Source organism: Athalassotoga sp., from assembly GCF_049965695.1.
GTDB lineage: Bacteria > Thermotogota > Thermotogae > Mesoaciditogales > Mesoaciditogaceae > Athalassotoga.
Map to the genome: position 1 here is coordinate 94,177 of NZ_JBMFWB010000001.1, position 17,828 is coordinate 112,004.

17 protein-coding genes and 2 riboswitches are annotated in these 17,828 nt (G+C 40.8%); of the genes, 6 read left to right on the top strand and 11 right to left on the bottom strand.

The genetic code is table 11. The annotated features are described in order from the left end of the window. Nucleotides 1-42: 42 nt before the first annotated feature. The 7 genes from ACP5NR_RS00475 to ACP5NR_RS00505 are packed head-to-tail and all read right to left on the bottom strand — an operon-like array spanning nucleotide 43 to nucleotide 7,167. Nucleotides 43-675 (bottom strand): hypothetical protein, encoded by a 633-nt coding sequence (locus ACP5NR_RS00475; RefSeq protein ID WP_428005765.1) that lies wholly within the window; start codon nucleotides 673-675, stop codon nucleotides 43-45. Between the two features lie 3 nt (nucleotides 676-678). After that, nucleotides 679-2,565 (bottom strand): proton-conducting transporter membrane subunit, encoded by a 1,887-nt coding sequence (locus ACP5NR_RS00480; RefSeq protein ID WP_428005766.1) that lies wholly within the window; start codon nucleotides 2,563-2,565, stop codon nucleotides 679-681. Nucleotides 2,566-2,570: 5 nt separating this feature from the next. Then, the gene (locus tag ACP5NR_RS00485) at nucleotides 2,571-3,014 is read right to left on the bottom strand and encodes an NADH:ubiquinone oxidoreductase (RefSeq protein ID WP_428005788.1); all 444 of its coding nucleotides are present in this window, start codon (nucleotides 3,012-3,014) and stop codon (nucleotides 2,571-2,573) included. A gap of 4 nt (nucleotides 3,015-3,018) precedes the next feature. After that, entirely contained in the window at nucleotides 3,019-4,230 is a 1,212-nt protein-coding gene (locus ACP5NR_RS00490; RefSeq protein WP_428005767.1) for a Ni,Fe-hydrogenase III large subunit, read from the bottom strand. Next, nucleotides 4,227-5,585 (bottom strand): proton-conducting transporter membrane subunit, encoded by a 1,359-nt coding sequence (locus tag ACP5NR_RS00495; RefSeq protein ID WP_428005768.1) that lies wholly within the window; start codon nucleotides 5,583-5,585, stop codon nucleotides 4,227-4,229. The genes ACP5NR_RS00490 and ACP5NR_RS00495 overlap by 4 nt, the downstream gene beginning before the upstream one ends. A gap of 3 nt (nucleotides 5,586-5,588) precedes the next feature. Beyond that, nucleotides 5,589-6,224 carry a hydrogenase 4 membrane component (E)-like protein gene (locus tag ACP5NR_RS00500; protein WP_428005769.1) on the bottom strand — a complete coding sequence of 212 codons (636 nt, stop codon included), beginning with the start codon at nucleotides 6,222-6,224 and terminating at the stop codon, nucleotides 5,589-5,591. Nucleotides 6,225-6,228: 4 nt separating this feature from the next. Beyond that, a complete protein-coding gene (locus tag ACP5NR_RS00505; protein ID WP_428005770.1) occupies nucleotides 6,229-7,167 on the bottom strand; it encodes a respiratory chain complex I subunit 1 family protein in 939 nt (312 codons plus the stop codon). Between the two features lie 18 nt (nucleotides 7,168-7,185). Then, nucleotides 7,186-7,245: riboswitch (Fluoride riboswitch) on the bottom strand. 114 nt (nucleotides 7,246-7,359) lie between these two features. Next, a riboswitch (Fluoride riboswitch) is annotated at nucleotides 7,360-7,422 on the top strand. A 30-nt stretch (nucleotides 7,423-7,452) separates the two neighbouring features. On the opposite strand from ACP5NR_RS00505, the gene ACP5NR_RS00510 reads away from it, so the two are divergent. The 6 genes from ACP5NR_RS00510 to ACP5NR_RS00535 all read left to right on the top strand — a co-directional run bounded on the left by ACP5NR_RS00510 (nucleotide 7,453) and on the right by ACP5NR_RS00535 (nucleotide 13,748). Beyond that, a complete protein-coding gene (locus ACP5NR_RS00510; RefSeq protein ID WP_428005771.1) occupies nucleotides 7,453-8,976 on the top strand; it encodes a MutS-related protein in 1,524 nt (507 codons plus the stop codon). Then, nucleotides 8,973-10,487 (top strand): MutS-related protein, encoded by a 1,515-nt coding sequence (locus ACP5NR_RS00515; protein WP_428005772.1) that lies wholly within the window; start codon nucleotides 8,973-8,975, stop codon nucleotides 10,485-10,487. The genes ACP5NR_RS00510 and ACP5NR_RS00515 overlap by 4 nt, the downstream gene beginning before the upstream one ends. A gap of 152 nt (nucleotides 10,488-10,639) precedes the next feature. Next, nucleotides 10,640-11,095, top strand: coding sequence for a PadR family transcriptional regulator (locus tag ACP5NR_RS00520; protein ID WP_428005773.1), 456 nt, complete (start codon nucleotides 10,640-10,642; stop codon nucleotides 11,093-11,095). A gap of 1 nt (nucleotide 11,096) precedes the next feature. Next, a complete protein-coding gene (locus ACP5NR_RS00525) occupies nucleotides 11,097-12,044 on the top strand; it encodes an ATP-binding cassette domain-containing protein (protein ID WP_428005774.1) in 948 nt (315 codons plus the stop codon). 5 nt (nucleotides 12,045-12,049) lie between these two features. Further along, nucleotides 12,050-13,141 (top strand): ABC transporter permease, encoded by a 1,092-nt coding sequence (locus ACP5NR_RS00530; RefSeq protein ID WP_428004957.1) that lies wholly within the window; start codon nucleotides 12,050-12,052, stop codon nucleotides 13,139-13,141. A 232-nt stretch (nucleotides 13,142-13,373) separates the two neighbouring features. Further along, a complete protein-coding gene (locus tag ACP5NR_RS00535; protein ID WP_428004956.1) occupies nucleotides 13,374-13,748 on the top strand; it encodes a S1 RNA-binding domain-containing protein in 375 nt (124 codons plus the stop codon). 3 nt (nucleotides 13,749-13,751) lie between these two features. Here the strand turns inward: ACP5NR_RS00535 and ispE are convergent, their stop codons facing one another. From ispE to gcvH, 4 genes are all read right to left on the bottom strand, one after another. Then, nucleotides 13,752-14,552, bottom strand: a complete 801-nt coding sequence (gene ispE, locus ACP5NR_RS00540) for a 4-(cytidine 5'-diphospho)-2-C-methyl-D-erythritol kinase (protein WP_428004955.1) — start codon at nucleotides 14,550-14,552, stop codon at nucleotides 13,752-13,754. Nucleotides 14,553-14,586: 34 nt separating this feature from the next. After that, on the bottom strand, nucleotides 14,587-16,017 hold the full coding sequence (gene gcvPB / locus ACP5NR_RS00545; protein WP_428004954.1) for an aminomethyl-transferring glycine dehydrogenase subunit GcvPB: 1,431 nt from the start codon (nucleotides 16,015-16,017) through the stop codon (nucleotides 14,587-14,589). Nucleotide 16,018: 1 nt separating this feature from the next. Next, nucleotides 16,019-17,359 carry an aminomethyl-transferring glycine dehydrogenase subunit GcvPA gene (gene gcvPA, locus ACP5NR_RS00550; RefSeq protein ID WP_428004953.1) on the bottom strand — a complete coding sequence of 447 codons (1,341 nt, stop codon included), beginning with the start codon at nucleotides 17,357-17,359 and terminating at the stop codon, nucleotides 16,019-16,021. Nucleotides 17,360-17,447: 88 nt separating this feature from the next. After that, entirely contained in the window at nucleotides 17,448-17,819 is a 372-nt protein-coding gene (gene gcvH, locus ACP5NR_RS00555) for a glycine cleavage system protein GcvH (protein ID WP_428004952.1), read from the bottom strand. Nucleotides 17,820-17,828: the final 9 nt, after the last annotated feature.

Genomic DNA, 17,828 nt, shown 5'->3' on the forward strand with positions numbered 1-17,828 from the left:
GAATTTGTCGAGAAAAAATTATACACCAAAATTAAAAGACTTTCAAGACAAAAATTTAGATATGATTCTCCATGCTTCGCCTTCCATCAAAAAAACAGATTCTTTAGAATATCTGTAGTCACTTTTCCTTACAAATTCTTTCAGAGAGTTTATGACCTTTTCCATTTTAGATATTTGGACTCTTTTGAAATTTGGATTTATCTCGGATTTTGTCAATTCATTTGTATGCTTGAGACATACCATCGAAATAGAATTTTCGTACCTTTTGAGTCTCTCTTCGTTTGATATGTACTGTGCGAAAAGATCCAAATATCTTTTTTCCGAATCCTTTTCTATTGCGCACATCTGACAATTCTCCCCAAACTTTATCGATTCTCCATCTAAAGCGTGCATTATTTCATCAGATATCGTTCCGTAAAGTACCGAGACACCGAGTATGCCAAGTTCCGGGTGGGCCCTCAGATGATCTTCGACCATTTTAAGATGCTTTGGACAAAAACCGGGCCCGGATGAAAATTTTTTTCTCTCCGACGGATCGTTGACATTTTCGTAAAATAACGCATCTATGTTATCATCCACACTTTCTGAAGTAAGTTCGCATATTGGACATCCGACCTTGTTAAGAAGTTCATCTATCTTTCCAAGCAGATATCCGGATTCTGTTTCTTTTTTCATATCTCACCTCACAATTAAAAAGATCACGACCAGCACGGCAAAGATGTATGCCACGTACGCGTTTATATTCCCATTCATAAGCACATTCGAAAGCACCTTTTCTACCTTTAAAACCGCATATTTTAAGGCATCGTAAAAAGCGCTTACGAAATCGACGATCTCTATGTGTGCCTCATTTTCCGAAATCTTCTCTTTTGTCATGTACACCTTTTTAAGCACGATCTCGAGTATTGCCGAATAGGCCGGTGCGCTGAAATATTCTCCCTCTTCAATGGGCAATCCCCCGTTCCACGAATCGACATGTCTGACCTTTTGCCTTCTTTTAAGGTAAAAGGCCAAAGGAAAGATGAAAAGCACGGCGGTGACTATCGCGAAAAATGCCGGCGAGACGACTCCGAAGATAGGCACGGATGAAATCATCAAAAACGGAGAAGGCACACCGAAAAGCCCCGACGTGAACTGAGAATACCCAAGATATCTTAAAACAAAAGTGACAAAAATTCCAAATCCGAATACAAGGATCACAAGAAAGAGTTCGGAGATTCTCATCATTGTGGATGATATGTGTCTGGCTTTTTTGCCGTGATCGTATCCCAAAGCCGTGTAGCCCGCAAGTTTGACCATCGAAAAGGCCGCCATGCCTATTGCCAGCGCGATGAATACGCCTCCGAAAGTCGTCACGAGGCGGGCAAGCGTGTCGGAAAATTTGTACGATTGGAAAAACGATTCGAGCAGCATCCATTCACCGACAAATCCGATCAGCGGCGGAAAAGCGCTGAAAGAAAGTCCCGAGATCAAAATCCCGAGCGCAGGAATCTTGCCGACCGCACTCCATGCACCTCTTAAATCGTCTATGTTATCCTCGTCGAGCGCTTCTTTCGCATGGCCGACTGAAAGGAAGAGCAAAGATTTCGAAAACGTATGGGAGACGGCGATCAAAATCGCCGTTGCCGATGCGAAGGCCGCCATGACGGCAAGATTCGGATCACCGCTTGATGCCACGGATATACCTATTGCGGCCAGTATCATCCCGTTATTTTCAATCGTGGAATAAGCCGGAAGAGTTTTGAGTTGTTTTGCCGCAACGGCATGGAGGGCGCCCCAAAAGGCAGAGGTTGAACCAAACGCAATGGCAAGAATTCCCCACCATTCGAAGTTGTAAAGGTGCAAATTGGGCATCAGAGAAAGTGCCATGAAGATGCCGTAGACTCCCATCAGGGTGAGTGGGGCACTCAAGAGCGCGGAAACGTTTGACGGTGCCTTCGCATGTGCTCCTATAAGCCATGTGTGAAAGGGAAATATACCCATTTTAACGACGAACGCAAAGGTTGACATGATCAAAAAGATCACGGTGCCAGAATTTTGAGCGAATGAAAAATTCCCGTTTTTCAAAAACAAAGATGCGAAGGCCACTATTAAACTAACCGTTGAAAGTTCTCCGAATGCCAAAAATTCAAAGGCTTCTTTGAAGGAGCCTTTATGTTTGAGAATTAAAAGGTAAGACGAGATCGTCATCATCTCCCAGCCTGTTATGAAGGTAAGGCCGTCTTTTGCCATCAATATGATCATCATGCCAAAAACAGAAAGGTTTAACCACAGCGCCATATCTTTCGGGTAAAACTTTCCGTAATCTATTGAATAGATCGATATTGCTATCCATGATATCGCCGCTATGGTCATAAAAATTCCGGATGTATGGTTCATCCCAAGTTCCATGTACACTTTGGGCAATATTTCTACTTTGCCGAGAGTGAATGGATAAAATGTTCCGATTATGCCCTCTGTCAGCGCAAAGGCGGAACCTATTGCCGACAGAGTGTAAGAAATCTCTTTTTTGAACGCGAAGACGATTCCGGCAAAATAAAGTCCGAGCGCAACGTATGCCATCATATCGATCAATTCCTTTCCATGATCTTTAAAAGTGTGCTCAAAATATCTGAAGGTTCAGGATTTTTAAGCCTTCCGACGACATTGGGAAGGTCTAAATTCTGCTTATCTTCCTCTTCGATAAGAAGAATTCCGAAAGGCTTTGGCATTTGTTCTATCGTGTTCATCAAAGGTATGATCATCTTTTCTGTCGGCGCCCCGAGCACGATAAGCAGATCCGCATGTCTTGGCGAATCCGAAAAATATATTCCGAACCTGTGCGTGTTGTATTGAGCACTTTGAAGCGCTTTCATTTCGAAGTTCAAAAGATTTGAATTTCCAACATCTATCGTGTAGATGTGCATCGATCTCTTGAAAATTTTCATCGACCTTACCTTTTCTTTCGATGGTTGAAGCGTTTTTTCCGTTAAAGATCTCTTCAATCCTCTTGTCGGCCACCATATCATATTCATCACCTCAAAGCGCTCCATCCGCAAAGTTCATTCCGAATGATTCGACGGCAAATTGAAAGTCCGTAAAGATATTTCCTCTCAAAGCATTCGCAATTCCTTTGAAGGCAAAAAAGGACGGCGTTACGATGTAGATGTCCGATATCTTTGAATCTTTCACGTCTACCATGTACGCGACGGTCCCGCTCGGAGACTCGCAATAACCCAGCCCTTTTTCGTAACCGGTCTCGTTATTTTCATCCGAACTTTCGATCTGCTCTAAAATTATCCTCTGACTTTCAAAGATCTCTTCTGCCCTTACTTCCATCCTCGCAAGACTATCCCCTTCATTCTTTGTGGGGATCTTTAAATTCTTGTATTTTGGATCGTTGAGCCTTAGGTCCTCCTTTATGCCGGTTGATCTCAATGTGGGACCTGTTATCCCGATGTTTATCGCTTCCGAAGAGTTCAAAAGGCCTGTTGAATAAAGCCTGTCCAAAAAGTTTCCGCTCTCGAGCGCCCCTTTGTAAAGTTCGCCGAACTCGGACGTTATCCTTTGAAGATCGGATTTCAGATTTTCAAATCTTCTTTCGTCAAAATTTTTTATTCCTCCTATATCGTTAAAATCCTTTAGATATCTCGATCCGCTGAAATTCTTGTTCATCCTTAAACTCTCCTCGAAAAGATAACTCATATGAGACGTCAAAACCTTTTGTGCGGCCGCCTGGGCAAGTTGGTAAATGACGTAAAGATGATTGTAAATCCGTTCGAGTTCAAGCGCTATTGTTCTGAGTTTTTCGCTTTTCGGCTCCGTATCGATGCCGATCGTCGATTCTACGGCTTTTGTGAATGCCAAGGAGTGTGAAAAAGCGAAATTGCCGCAGATCTTTTCGACCATTTTCAGAGCGGATTTGAAATCGAGGCCTATAATCCTTTTTGAGATATTTCTATGCTTGTAGGAAAGATCGATGTCGACAGAGAGAATTCTTTCGCCGTAGGTGTAAAGGTGATAAATGCCCGCTTCCCCAACTCCGGATGTAACGGGACCATATCTGAAATCGAAGACTCCATCGCCGGTCTTCACCGCATCATCCGAACCTATTATCAAATCGCGAGATTTTACAAAAGCGTAGTTCGGCGTGTAAATGTTTTCGGGATCGATCTCGATCGATATGACCCCGTCTTCCTGGACGATGTAATAATCGACGTCTTTGCGAAATGTCCCGAGCAATATCTTCATTTTATCACCTTGCTTATAAAGGGAATGAAAAAGATCACGGCTACGGAAAAGACGGTATCGATTATCGGAACGAGAGTTCCTATTCTTTTTCGATCCATCTTTTCTCCTTCAGAGTCGGAGAAGATCATTTTCCCGACTTTGAAGTTCATCGAAATGAATGCAAGTGCCAGAAAACCTACTAACAATAAAGTCCACCCTATATTCAACACGGAGAGCAAAACAAGGATTATCATGATCTCTCCGAAGAAGGTTCCGAATGGCGGCATTCCCGTTATCGCCATCGCATCGAAAAGCAGAGTGTAAGCGGTGGACGGCATACGTTCAGCGACGCCTTTAACTTCATCTATCTTCACAGTTTTATACCTCGATAAAAGATTTCCGCTCAGGAAAAAGGTTGAAGATTTCGCAAAGGCATGTGAAATTATCAACACAAAAACACCGATAAGAGCGTATCCTCCCAAAGAAATTCCGATCAGTGCCATTCCCATGTTTTCCATCGTGGAATAGGCGAATAACCTTTTGTAATTCGTCTGGACCGCCATAAGACTTGCGGCAATGATGACGGTCAAAAATCCGAGCACAAGCGCAAAAGTTTTAACGTATGCAACGGGTGTGAACTGTATGACTCTGATTATCGCGTAAAGCGCCACGGGCAGTAAGACGCCGGAAAAAATCGCGCTGACCGGTGCCGGTGCCTTCCCGTGAACATCCGGAAGCCACGTGTGCATCGGGAAGATGCCGGCCTTTGTGCCGTACCCTATTATGGCCATCATGCTGCCGAGAGGAAGGAGCGCGGAAAATGCATTCATCGTCAGCAATTTGGATATATCAAGTGTGCCTGTCGCGGCGTATATCAGCACGTTTGATATGAAAGAGATGACTAACCCGCTTGAGACTATTATTATGTATCTCCATGTCGCCTCTGTCGATGATTCGTCGTTTTCTACCGCAACCAAAAGCGCACTCGTGACGGTTGTCGCCTCTATACCGACCCAGACGAGGCCGAGGTTGTTTACCGAAACTGAAAAGAACATTGAAAATGCGAAGAGATTAAGCAAAAGATAGTAAAACCTTTTTTGAAAAAGCGGTTCATCGATGTATTTTAAAAAAGTCGTTGAAAAGATGACTGTCATCGTGTAAACAATGGAAATCGTCAAAATCATGATCTTCGAAATTCCGTCCAAAAACAGGAAAGTATCCGATACGTCTGGCAGGAAAAGAATCACGATCGAAAAGATGACGGTAGAGACAGACGCGATCACGGAGATCACTTCTTCGAATTTTTCGATCCTTGCAAGACACAGCAAAGCGCCTATCAAACTTGCAGCCATTGGCAAAATGTAGATTATACTCATTTTCTATCCCCTTAATTCATCAAAATCGTCTGATTTTTTCGAAGTGCTTTCCCTCATCCTCATTACGATTCCAGAAATCATGACAACTCCTATGAGATCGAGAACCGTTCCAGCCTCAACGCTGAAGGGAAGGTCAGGAAAGAGGTAGCCTGTGAACAAGAAGGCGGCATTCTCCATGACCATGTATCCGATCAACTGAATAAAGGCATTTTTTCTCGATATTATGAGGAAGGCACCCTGGAAGATGAGCACGACGGGGATCGCACCCGACAGAACACCGACGAAATTCAACATCGTAACGTCGTAAAGCACGTAGGCAAAGATCGCTATCACAAGAGAAATTATTATCGAGAATGCGGTTCCCATCGCAGGCTTTGATTCTCTTTCTCTCCACGGATCTCTTGCAAGCCTTCTTAGAATGAAGGTCGGGATGAAAAACCCTCTTATCGCCGCAGTCAGGATGGCAAGAATGAACACAAGGTAGGAATGCTGAATGAAACTGAGGTAAAACAAAAAGATCGAGATGATGTACGATCCGATCGAAAAGGTTTTGACGATCTTCGTGACATATACCTCCCATTGCATGAAGAGCACAAGCAGTATTTCCGAAAAGCCTATAAGCATGAAGAAATCTTTCATATTATCACCTCGAGACGCTGAAGGCAAGAAAACTTAAAAAGGCCAGCGAAAAGGCTATTGAAATGTAGTCAAAATTTTTCAAAAGTCTGAACTTTGAAACGCTCTCTTCGAAGAAAGCAAAAACTATCGCAAGACCCGTTAATTTTAAAAGTTGAATTCCCATGTATATCAAAATGGCTCCCCACTCCATTTTCATTGGGACCCAGAAAGGTATGGTGTAGACATTTAAAAAGACACTCATCAAAAGGAATTGTTTTGCATATCCTCCCCATTTGAAAAATGCGAGATCGGGTCCGGAATACTCGATCTCCATCGATTGATCTATAGATCCGAGTTCGGCGGTCGAATGTGATTCGATGGGAAGTTTTCCCGTCTCAACGAGTAAAACCATGAAGAAAGCCGCCGCTACAAACCAGTGAACAAGAGACAGATACCACGTCGTTGAAGTCTGGAGCACGTTGTTTATGACGTAAGGGTTGTTTGTTTGGGAAATCACGCCGAGCATTATGAAGACCAAAACGGTTATGGGCTCTGACAATGCGCTGATGCTTGCCGATCTTGATGTGCCGAGATGGGCATAATTGCTTCTGCTGTCCAAAGCCATGAGTTTTTTGAATGTCGCGGCTGCACCGAAAGTGAGACCGCCTCCTATGAAGTCGACAACGGGACCGAATTCCAACGGGAAGGCAGTTATTATCGGAAGTACAAGCGTCAGCAGCATGTAAAGCGCGAACGTGACGTAAGGACCTATCCTGAAGATGGGAGAAGATTTTGCGGGGACAAGATTTTCCTTTTTAAAAAGTTTTATAAGGTCATAATAGGGTTGAAAGATACTCGGTCCTTTTTTGGATTCGATTTTTTCTTCTGTCGTAGAGATTATTCCCGCAATAAGCGGAGCAAGCGCTAAGACATATATAAGCTGGATTACACTGAGAATTAACACAATACACCTCCCACCTGAAAAATGGTAGGAGTCATTGGCTTGTAAGCGGTTTTGGCAGACTCCACTGCCGTTCGTCCGATTATACAATATTCATTGTTTAAAAGAAGTTAATTGATTTTTTCTAAAATGCGATAAAATGTGGTATATCCCTATTTTGGCATCGTTCTCTATCGCTAACGAAATGTGTTATAATACAATTAAAGGGATGAGGCTCCCTGATAAATGCCTTTGAAGGCTGATGGCTTCTTTGAGAGAAGCCATTTTGTTTTTTTAAGGAGGGTCAAAATGCTAAGCATACTTTTTAAAAATGAAAATGACAGGGTTAGGGTCAAGAATGCTCAAATGCCAGAATGTTTTGGAGATCTAAATCTTGATCAAATCGTGAATTCCATTACATCCAAAAAAATATGCGATCTTAAACCGTATTTTTACGTCAAACTTGAAGATGTCGATTCGATAAAGTACAGGCAAGAAGTTATGAGCGATCTCCTCAAAAACGAAGAACTTTTTGAAAATGTGACAAAGTTTGAAGATAAAATGCGGACGATGAAGAAATGTTTTGATCAGTCCGATAAATTATCTTACAAATACCAAAAGGAAAGATGGTTCATTGATGGAGTTGAAATCTATTGTGATGCCGTTCAAGACCTTTCAAAATCCCTTGCCGTCGATCTTAAATCGAGAGGCTTTTTGGATTTTTCTGATTTTTTGAAAGATTACGTTGATTCGGACGATTTTAAATCTCTTGTCATTCAAACCAAAAAATTAAAAGATGAACTTTCGCAGATAAGATACACCCTATTTGTAAGGGGAAGCGCGATTAAAGTAAGAAGGTATGATTCTCAGAAAAATTACAGTCAAGAAATAGAGGAAATATTTGAAAAGTTCAGACAAGGATCAGTAAAAAGTTACTCCGTTAAATTTAATGGATTGGTGGACATGAACCATGTTGAGGCTAAAATACTCGACTTTGTGGCGATGCTTTATCCTGAAATTTTCAAAGAACTTGACGGATATTACGTAAAGAATGCGAATTTCATGAACGAAGTCATTTCTGAATTCACAAGAGAAATTCAGTTTTACATCTCTTACCTCGAGTACATATCTCAGTTCAAAAGAAACGGACTTGAATTTTGTATCCCGCAAATCACTCAAGAAAAAGAAATATATGCCCGCAGCACTTTTGATCTTGCACTTGCCGGCAAATTGGTAAACGATCAAAAGGTGGTTGTAACTAACGATTTTTATCTTAAGGATCAAGAAAGAATTTTCGTTGTAACCGGTCCCAATCAAGGCGGTAAGACAACCTTTGCGAGAACTTTTGGGCAACTTCATTATCTTGCAAGTATCGGCTGTCCTGTGCCCGGAAATGAGGCAAAACTCTTTTTGTTCGATCAAATCTTTACGCACTTTGAAAGAGAAGAAAACATAAACAATCTTCGTGGAAAACTTGAAGACGAACTTTTCAGAATAAATTTGATTTTGAAAAAGGCAACGCCACGCAGTTTAATCGTAATAAATGAAATGTTTTCTTCCACAACTCTCGAAGACGCACTTTTTTTGAGCAAAAAAGTTATGACCGTTATATACGATCTTGATATCTTGACGGTGTGGGTTACGTTCATAGACGAAATAACCTCCATGAACGAAAAAGTTGTAAGCATGGTAAGCACCGTGGATCAGGATAACCCATCCGTAAGAACTTACAAAGTCTTGAGAAAACCATCTGACGGTTTATCTTATGCCATATCGGTAGCGGAAAAGTATCATCTGACTTACAAATCTTTGAAAGAGAGGATAAGATCATGAAAGTCTTTTTGATGTTTAGAAATCGAGATTTTGATCTCGAAGGACAATTTCCTCCATTTGCCGATGATCTTGTTCAGGATTTAGAATTGAATACCCTATTAAATGCCATATCAAACGGTGATGAGTTTATTTTTAATGTTTCAAAAAGGGCTTTGCTTTCAAGCGTTAATTCTGCAGAAATGCTACTTTATCGCCAGAACATCATAAAAGATTGCCTGAGAAATCCATCGACGGTAAGAAATCTTTATTCCATCGCAGTGGAAGGAATTGAACAGGAGAAAAAAACATATTTTGGATTTTTCAGTAAATATCCCGATGCCATCTTACACAGCGCGATGGAACTTTTACATCTTTTTATCTCGACTTTGAGAAAATTAAGAAAAATCGTCGATGATGAATCTTCAAAATTTGAATCGGAGGGGTTTAAACGCTTTTTCAAGATGATCCAGACCGAACTTACAGATGAATATTTTGAATTGATTGAAGAACATCTGAGATATTTGGAATTCAAAAACGGGATGCTTATAGGCGTTAACCTTGGTAATGGAAACAAGGGAGAAAATTACATGATATTAGAGCCCAACGAGAAGAAAGAGGGATTTTTGGATCGCATCTTTTCAAAAAAGGAAGAGTCTTACACCTTTGCAATAAGTGACAGAGACGAAAGAGGTGCCGAAGCCCTTGGCCAGATAAAAGATAGGGCCATAAATTCAGTTTCAAACGCTATCGCCCAGTCTGCCGATCACATTTTAAATTTTTTCAAAATGATGCGAGTCGAACTCGCATTTTACGTTGGAGCCCTCAATCTTTACGATCGAATTACCAAGATTGGGGAACCGGTTTGTTTTCCAGATGTCAAACAATCGAATGAGCGCGTACACAATTTCGAAAATCTCTACGATATTTCTCTTGCCATCGTTAAGGGAGAAAAAGTAATCGGAAATGAAATTGATGCGGATGGAAAAGCACTTATCGTGATAACCGGCGCAAATCAAGGCGGGAAATCCACATTTCTAAGAAGCATCGGTATTGCCCAGTTGATGATGCAATCTGGATTGTTCGTACCGGCACAAAGATTCAGCGCAAACATCTCTAACGGGATATTTACCCATTACAAGCGCGAAGAAGATAAGAAGATGGATAGCGGTAAATTCGATGAAGAATTGAAAAGGATGGACAAAATCGTTAATTACCTTAAGCCCGATTCAATGATATTGTTTAACGAATCATTTGCCGCAACAAATGAAAGGGAAGGATCCGAGATAGGGCGACAAATAACGTCCGCACTTATCGAAAAAAACATAAAAGTCTTCTTTGTCACACACATGTACGAACTGGCTCACGGATTTTACAAAAACAGATCTGATGGCTTTCTCTTTCTGAGGGCCGAAAGAAGCGAGGATGGAAACAGAACATTCAAAATTTTGAATGGAGAGCCCTTGCAAACAAGTTATGGCGTTGATCTATACAAAAAGATATTTTCCGATCAACGATCTTCTATTGAAGTTTAAACTTACCGCACTTCGTGCAACAAATGACTTTCGCCGCAAAGAGATTGTGCCTATAACGGCAATCTAAACTTAATTCACATTTGTTTAAATTTAAACAAAAAAAGGTCTATAATCTATATAGATATATCTTAATAGATATTAGGAGGTTTGATGTGAAAACTGCATACCCAATGATGAAGATGATGCTTTTGAATTTTTTATGTGAAAATAAAGAAGGCACAGGATACGATTTTTTGAAATACGCGAAAGAAAAAGGCATGCCCGCATCTGCCGGCACCGTTTATCCGCAGTTGAGTGATTTGCTTGATAAAAAGTTGATAGATCAAAAAATAGTCGGAAGAAGGAAATTATACAGTCTAACTCCCGAAGGGAACGATTTTGTGAAACAGTTAAGGGAAAATACGGATACCATCAAGTTAATGATGCGAAAAATAGGAATAGTTGTAGGCGAAAAAAATCCTTCGATGCCGGAAGAAATAAAAACTGCCGTGAAAAATTTGCTTTACGTGCTTTACGATCTTTCAAGTAAAGATTTCAACGGTAAGGTTAGCATGAAAGAAAGTTTAAAATTGATAGTTGAGGTTGAAGATATTTTAAGGAGGTTTTGAAATGGATAAGAAAAAAGCAATTGTTGTTAAAAATCTTAAGAAATATTTCAAAAACGTGAAAGCCGTAGATGATATTTCTTTTGATGTGAATTACGGAGAACTATTTGCGCTGCTTGGACAAAATGGTGCCGGAAAAAGTACGACGATAAGAATTTTAACCAATCTTGCAGTTCCAACGAGTGGGCACATAGAAGTTGCCGGTTACAACGTTTTAAAGGATCCAACAAATGTCAGAAAAAATATAGGACTTGTAGCCGAAAAAATAATACTTTATGATAACTTAACGGCTATGGAAAACATAAAATTTTTTGGAAGACTTTACGGTATGAAAGATACGGTTATAGAAGAAAATGCTCAAAAATTCTTGAAACTTTTCGATATATGGAATTTTAAGGATATGCTTATATCCAAAATGAGCACAGGTATGAAACAAAAGATAAACCTTGCAAGGGCACTTGTGCCAGATCCGCAGATAATATTTTTAGACGAACCGACTTTAGGCCTTGATCCTGTTTCGACAAAACACATAAGAGATTTCATAGTTGGCTTGAGAGGAGAAGGCAGAACGATCGTCTACACGACACATGTGCTTCACGATATTGAACTCATGAACGTGGACAAAGTCGCCATAATGCGAAAAGGCAAGATAGTATCAATAGGTTCTTTAAGCGACATAAAAAAACACTTTAAAAAGGCCGAAATTGTTGAGGTTGAAACAGACAGGACGCTTTCTTCAAATGAAGTGAAGGGAAAGATCCTCGATCAAGATGATGGATATATGAAAATAGAAGTTGAAGATTTGAATCAATTTATGAAAGACATATCGAAGTTAAACGTCCAAATAAGGAGTTTTAAGTCACTTGAACCTTCTCTTGAGGATATATACGTTGAAATATCCGAAGGAAATGATGTCGAAGAACAAAGCGAAATGGTAAACGTTAAGGAGTGAGATGAATGAGAATATGGGACATTGCGTGGAAGGATTTAAAGACATTTTTAAGAGGAAAAACAAGGGTCATTTTTTCGATCTTGATGCCGATTATAATGATGTTGATGCTTGGTTTCATTTTTCCAAAAACAGGTGGATCTTATTCCGGAAATATAGGAATTTACTCACAAGATCTGATCTTCAACGCAAAAGTTGAAAAATCATTGCCTGCAACTGCCACAAACAAGATGATTTTCTATAATTCCAAACAAGATCTTATCGATGCACTTGCAAGTGGAAAGATAATGGTTGGCGCCGTGATACCGAAAGATTTTTCGTTATCAATAGCACTTAACAGACCTGTGACCATGGATGTCATACCAAGTCCTGCAAATCCTCAAGCAGGTATAATGATGGGACAGGTGCTGGTTGGGATGTTCGGACAGGAAGGTGCCAGCAACGTCAAACAAAATGTGCAATCTAACCTTATCAACGCGGATGGGACGCCATTTAACTATTACGATTTTACAGTTCCGGGATTGATGGCCATGATTGCCATAATGAGCGTCATGACAGGACTCGCTTCGGCTATAACACGTGAAAGAGAACTTGGAACTTTAGATGGCGTTATGGTTACACCTATAAGTCGTGGAAGTATTGTCATCGGTAAAGTGCTTGCGCAGACTATAAGAGGATTTGTAACCGCCATGATAATTTTGGCAATCTCATGGCTATTCTTTGGAGTTCACTTCACTGGCATATCGCTGTTATGGACGATCTTCCTGCTTTTGTTGGGCACATTCAGTTTCATAGGAGTGGGGGTTATGATAACGGCTGCAATGAAAGAACAGGAAACGGCCATGATAACGATGACAACGATAACCTTTCCAATGATGTTTTTCTCGGGCGTCTTCTTTCCGATTCAGCAAATGCCTCATTTCATGCAATACATAGCCTATGTTTTCCCACTTACCTATGCGGCAGATGCACTTAGAAACGTGATAACCTTGAACGTCGGATGGAACTTTATATGGGTTGATGTCGTTGTACTCGTCGGATTTGCACTTGTAACATCTCTGATTGCAACATTCACATTCCAAAAATTGACACAGGATTAATTTTAGAAGAGTGATGCGTGATCGGTAATCGGAAAAACGGCGCGTGGCGGGTAGCCGGTAGCACGTAGGAAAAACAGACATCGAGTGAGGCACCTGCCATCGTTATGATTCGAATTTAAAACTGGTTCAGTATATTTGATAAATTTGTATGACTTGAAAATAGGTTTGTTATGATATAATTTAGATATCCAATTTTGAAGGGAGGAAACTTCTGGTTTTTCAGAGGATTAGCATGAGCGTTAAGGCCGGACAGATTGTTGAAGGAACAGTTACAGCTATAAAAAACTTCGGTGTTTTCGTCAAAGTCGAAGGCGAGGGAGAGGGATTAGTTCACGTTTCTAAGATAGCCAGTGGCTATGTGAAAGATCCCGGTGAGTACCTGAATGTTGGGCAAAAGGTAAAAGTAAAAGTGTTAAGTGTTGGAGAAAATGGAAAGATGGATCTTTCCATAAAAGATGCGGGTGAGGTTATAAAAAAGAAAGACGCATCTCAGCCAAAAGAAAAGGAAGACAAGCAAACCGATTTTGAGCAAAAAATGTCTAAATTCCTGAAGGAAAGCCAACAAAAATCAAGCGATTTGAAAAAAAGATCCGACAGGTACGGTTAAAAATTAATCTAAAATCAATCGAGGGCGTGCTGTGAAATGTACGTCCCCTTTTGTTTTATGAAGATCGAATCCAAAGAACGCGGATCCCGAGCCGGTCATCAAAATAAATTCTTTATCTTTAAGATGTGCTTTAGCCTGAGAAGTTATCTCCGGATGAATTTGTTCTGCCATAACCTGAAAGGTGTTGTAAAGATTTGAAGAAACTTTTTTTCGATCTCCTGTTTTTATTCCCGCATACAGTTCGTAAGGATCTCCGCTTTTTCCGCAAAGGTTCATCTCATCGACAAGTGCGTACATCTGTTTCGTCGGAAATCCAACTTGTGGAATGTAAAGATCTATTCCAAGGTCAAGCGGATCAAGTTTATGGATTTTTTCTCCAACTCCTTCAACAACAGCACAACCACCTTCCACAAAAAAAGGCACATCGCTGCCTATCAACCTCGCCATTTCCATGATATCTGAAATTTTTTCATTCTCGCACAAATACCATAACAGCGCTGCAGCATCGGCACTGCCTCCGCCTAACCCCGAAGGAGACGGGATGTGCTTTTCAAGTTTGATCTTTAACTTTGGATGTATGCCGGTTATCCTTTCAAAAATATCCATGGTTTTGAAAAGTGTGTTTGAACTGTCCCATGGCAAATTCATTTTGGACGAAAATGTCGTTTCATCACTTTTCTCTACTTCCAAAAGATCGTAAAGAGATATGTTGTGCATAAGCGAAATTATATCGTGAAATCCATCATCTCTTTTTGAAAGTACAGAAAGGTACAAATTGACTTTTGCGTAAGCCTTTATAATCATGAGAAATGCCCCATCGCAAGGATGGGGCGATTTTTCACTTCCATCTTAGAATGAGTTGTTTTGCAGCCCTTACATCGTCGAGTCTCCTTACCGGAGTAATGTGAGGCGCTTCTTGAAGAAGTTTTGGATTTTCTTTTGCTTCCTTCGCTATTTTTTCAACAACTTCGACGAATTTATCAAGGGTCATCTTTGATTCTGTTTCTGTCGGTTCTATCATAAGGTCTTCATGGACTATCAATGGGAAGTACACCGTCGGCGGATGGACACCGTAGTCCAACATTCTTTTCACGAAATCTAAAGCCTTAACCCCATGGCCTAACAAAGGTTCAGTCGTTGCGACGAATTCGTGCATGCATGGCTTTGTATCGTAAGGCACTTCGAGTATCTTGGAAATTTTTGCCCTTAGATAATTGGCATTTAAAACTGCCATTTCGCTTGCACGTTTAAGTCCATCTCCTCCCATCGTCAAAATGTAAGCATATGCCTTGACAAGTACAGAGAAATTCCCATAGAAACTTCTAACACGTCCTATGGTGTTTTTATGTGAGTAATCGAGAAAATACTTTTCACCCTTTTTACCAACAGTTGGAACAGGAAGAAAACTTTCGAGAAATTTTTTCACACCTATCGGCCCGGCACCAGGGCCTCCCATTCCATGAGGAGTGGAAAAAGTTTTGTGCAAGTTGAAGTGAACCACATCGAATCCGAGGTCTCCCGGCCTTGCCTTTCCCATTATGGCGTTGAAGTTTGCACCGTCGTAGTAAAGCAAGCCTCCGGCATCGTGTATTATCCTGGATATTTGAAGCACATTTTCATCAAAAAGTCCAAGTGTGTTCGGATTTGTAAGCATTATGCCGGCAGTGTGAGAATTAACGATTTTCTTTAATTCGTCTATATCCACCATTCCATTTTTGTCTGATTTTATTTCGATTGCCTTATACCCGTTCATCGTTGCCGTTGCAGGATTTGTACCGTGTGCGGAATCGGGTATTATCATCTCATCTCTTTCAAAGTCTTTTTTGTGTTCGTGATAAGCACGTATAACGGCAACCCCCGTGTATTCTCCGTGGGCACCAGCAGCGGGTTGTAACGTCATGGCATCCATCCCGCTCATGACTTTCAAGGCTTCTTGAAGGTTGTACATCAACTCGAGAGCACCTTGAACTGTATTTTCATCCTGATAAGGATGTATCTTTGAGAAGCCGTCAAAAGCAGCCGCGGATTCGTTTAGTTTGGGGTTGTACTTCATCGTGCATGAACCAAGCGGATAGAAACCAATGTCTACGGCATAATTCAGCCTTGAGAGGTTTGTGTAATGTCTTACAACATCTCCTTCCGTGAGTTCAGGAAGTTTTGGAGGTTCGACTCTTTTGAATTCACCAGATAGGTTGTAATTGTCAACATCCAATTTGGGTGGTATAAAACCTCTTCTTCCGGTCGTGGAAATTTCAAATATCAACTCCATATCACATCGCCTCCAAAACGGAGATCAATTTTTCAATTTCTTCCGATGTATTTGCCTCTGTCGCACAAAATAGCACATGTCCTTTCATGCTGCCATCGGCCTTCGAAAGATCGAGAGGTCCGATAATTCCATTTTTGAAAAGCACTTTTTTCATCTTCGAAATATCGAGATCGGTTTTAACGACAAATTCGTTGAAAAATTCTCCGGAGAATGCACGAACGAAATGACCGGTTTTTTCAAGACGCTTAAGTAAATAATGAGATTTGGAAATGTTCAGTTCTCCTATCTCTTTCAAGCCTTTCGGTCCAACGAGAGAAAGATATATCGAAGCGTAAAGCGTTCCAAGTGCATGATTCGAACATATGTTAGACGTAGCCTTTTCACGCCTTATATGCTGTTCTCTTGCCTGGAGTGTCATGACGAAACCGCGTTTGCCGTCAACATCGACGGTTTCTCCAATTATTCTGCCAGGCATTGTTCTTACAAATTTCGTATCTTCCCTGATGGCAAAAAATCCAAACGAAGGCCCTCCAAAATTCATGGATATTCCAAGAGTTTGTCCGTCTCCGACGACGACATCCGCACCGAGTTTACCGGGCGCTTCAAGTATGCCCAAACTTATGGGATTCGAAATGACTATAAGAATTACATCCTTAGAAATTTCTCTTATCGACTTAAGATCCTCTATTACCCCGTAAAAATTCGGATATTGAACGACAACGCATGATGTTTTATCGTCAATTTTTGATTTCAAATCCTTCAAAGAAATCTTACCATCGGAATCATGTGAAACCTTTTCGATTTCTATCTTCGGTCCGGCAACGTAAGTTTTCACTGTTTCAATGTATTCCGGATGTATCGTGTCTGCCACGAGCGCTCTGTATTTTTGCGTGTACCTTGAAGCCATCAAAACCGCTTCCGCCAAAGATGAAGCGCCATCGTACATCGATGCGTTTGCTATTCCCATTCCGGTGATCTCGCATATCATCGTCTGAAATTCAAAAAGTGATTGAAGTGTGCCTTGAGAAACTTCAGCCTGATAAGGTGTGTATGCAGTGTAAAAATCACCTCTCGAGGCTATTTGGCCGACAGCCGAAGGTATCACATGATTGTATATACCGCCTCCGATGAAAAATGCATACTTATCAGCACTTGCATTCATAAGTGCCATTTTTCTCAATTTTGACAAAACGTTGAATTCGTCCATTCCGTCCGGCAGATCTATTGAATTTATGAGTTTTTCCGAAGGTATAGTTGAAAACAAAGATTCAACGTTTTTAACGCCTATCGTTTCAAGCATTTCTTTCAAATCTTGATCTGTATGGGGAATATACGGTTCCATCTGAATTCCTCCTTTTTAGATTCCAAATCCATGATCCGGCAGGATCGGAATCAAAGATGATTCACATTTAAAATCGATCAAGCATAAATCAACGTGTTTCATCGACGAATTTATCGTACGCTGTTTTATCAAGTAAAGCGTCAAATTCTTTTGGATTAGAAACCTCTATTTTTGCGATCCATCCGTCACCTTCGGCCGATTTGTTTATCAGTTCGGGAGTGGTTTCAAGTGCTTTGTTAACTTCGACAACTTTTCCGCTTAAAGGTGCATAAACATCACTTGCCGATTTAACCGATTCAACTGAACAAAGCATTTCTCCGGCTTTAACGGTTTTTCCGACATCCGGCAGGTTGACGTAAACAACGTCTCCCAATTGATTCTGGGCATGATCCGATATTCCAACTGTTGCAACTTTCCCTTTCAGTTCAGCCCACTCGTGAGTTTTCAAATACTTCTTCATTTTTGTTAC

Excerpts from the sequence above, each read along its gene's own strand:
- ACP5NR_RS00500 (WP_428005769.1), bottom strand. The coding sequence starts at position 6,224 with ATGAAAGATTTCTTCATGCTTATAGGCTTTTCGGAAATACTGCTTGTG.
- ACP5NR_RS00485 (WP_428005788.1), bottom strand. The coding sequence starts at position 3,014 with ATGAATATGATATGGTGGCCGACAAGAGGATTGAAGAGATCTTTAACG.
- ACP5NR_RS00525 (WP_428005774.1), top strand. The coding sequence starts at position 11,097 with ATGGATAAGAAAAAAGCAATTGTTGTTAAAAATCTTAAGAAATATTTC.
- ACP5NR_RS00480 (WP_428005766.1), bottom strand. The coding sequence starts at position 2,565 with ATGATGGCATACGTTGCGCTCGGACTTTATTTTGCCGGAATCGTCTTC.
- gcvH (WP_428004952.1), bottom strand. The coding sequence starts at position 17,819 with ATGAAGAAGTATTTGAAAACTCACGAGTGGGCTGAACTGAAAGGGAAA.
- ispE (WP_428004955.1), bottom strand. The coding sequence starts at position 14,552 with ATGATTATAAAGGCTTACGCAAAAGTCAATTTGTACCTTTCTGTACTT.
- ACP5NR_RS00515 (WP_428005772.1), top strand. The coding sequence starts at position 8,973 with ATGAAAGTCTTTTTGATGTTTAGAAATCGAGATTTTGATCTCGAAGGA.
- ACP5NR_RS00530 (WP_428004957.1), top strand. The coding sequence starts at position 12,050 with ATGAGAATATGGGACATTGCGTGGAAGGATTTAAAGACATTTTTAAGA.
- ACP5NR_RS00510 (WP_428005771.1), top strand. The coding sequence starts at position 7,453 with ATGCTAAGCATACTTTTTAAAAATGAAAATGACAGGGTTAGGGTCAAG.
- gcvPB (WP_428004954.1), bottom strand. The coding sequence starts at position 16,017 with ATGGAGTTGATATTTGAAATTTCCACGACCGGAAGAAGAGGTTTTATA.
- ACP5NR_RS00490 (WP_428005767.1), bottom strand. The coding sequence starts at position 4,230 with ATGAAGATATTGCTCGGGACATTTCGCAAAGACGTCGATTATTACATC.
- gcvPA (WP_428004953.1), bottom strand. The coding sequence starts at position 17,359 with ATGGAACCGTATATTCCCCATACAGATCAAGATTTGAAAGAAATGCTT.
- ACP5NR_RS00495 (WP_428005768.1), bottom strand. The coding sequence starts at position 5,585 with ATGAGTATAATCTACATTTTGCCAATGGCTGCAAGTTTGATAGGCGCT.
- ACP5NR_RS00535 (WP_428004956.1), top strand. The coding sequence starts at position 13,374 with ATGAGCGTTAAGGCCGGACAGATTGTTGAAGGAACAGTTACAGCTATA.
- ACP5NR_RS00475 (WP_428005765.1), bottom strand. The coding sequence starts at position 675 with ATGAAAAAAGAAACAGAATCCGGATATCTGCTTGGAAAGATAGATGAA.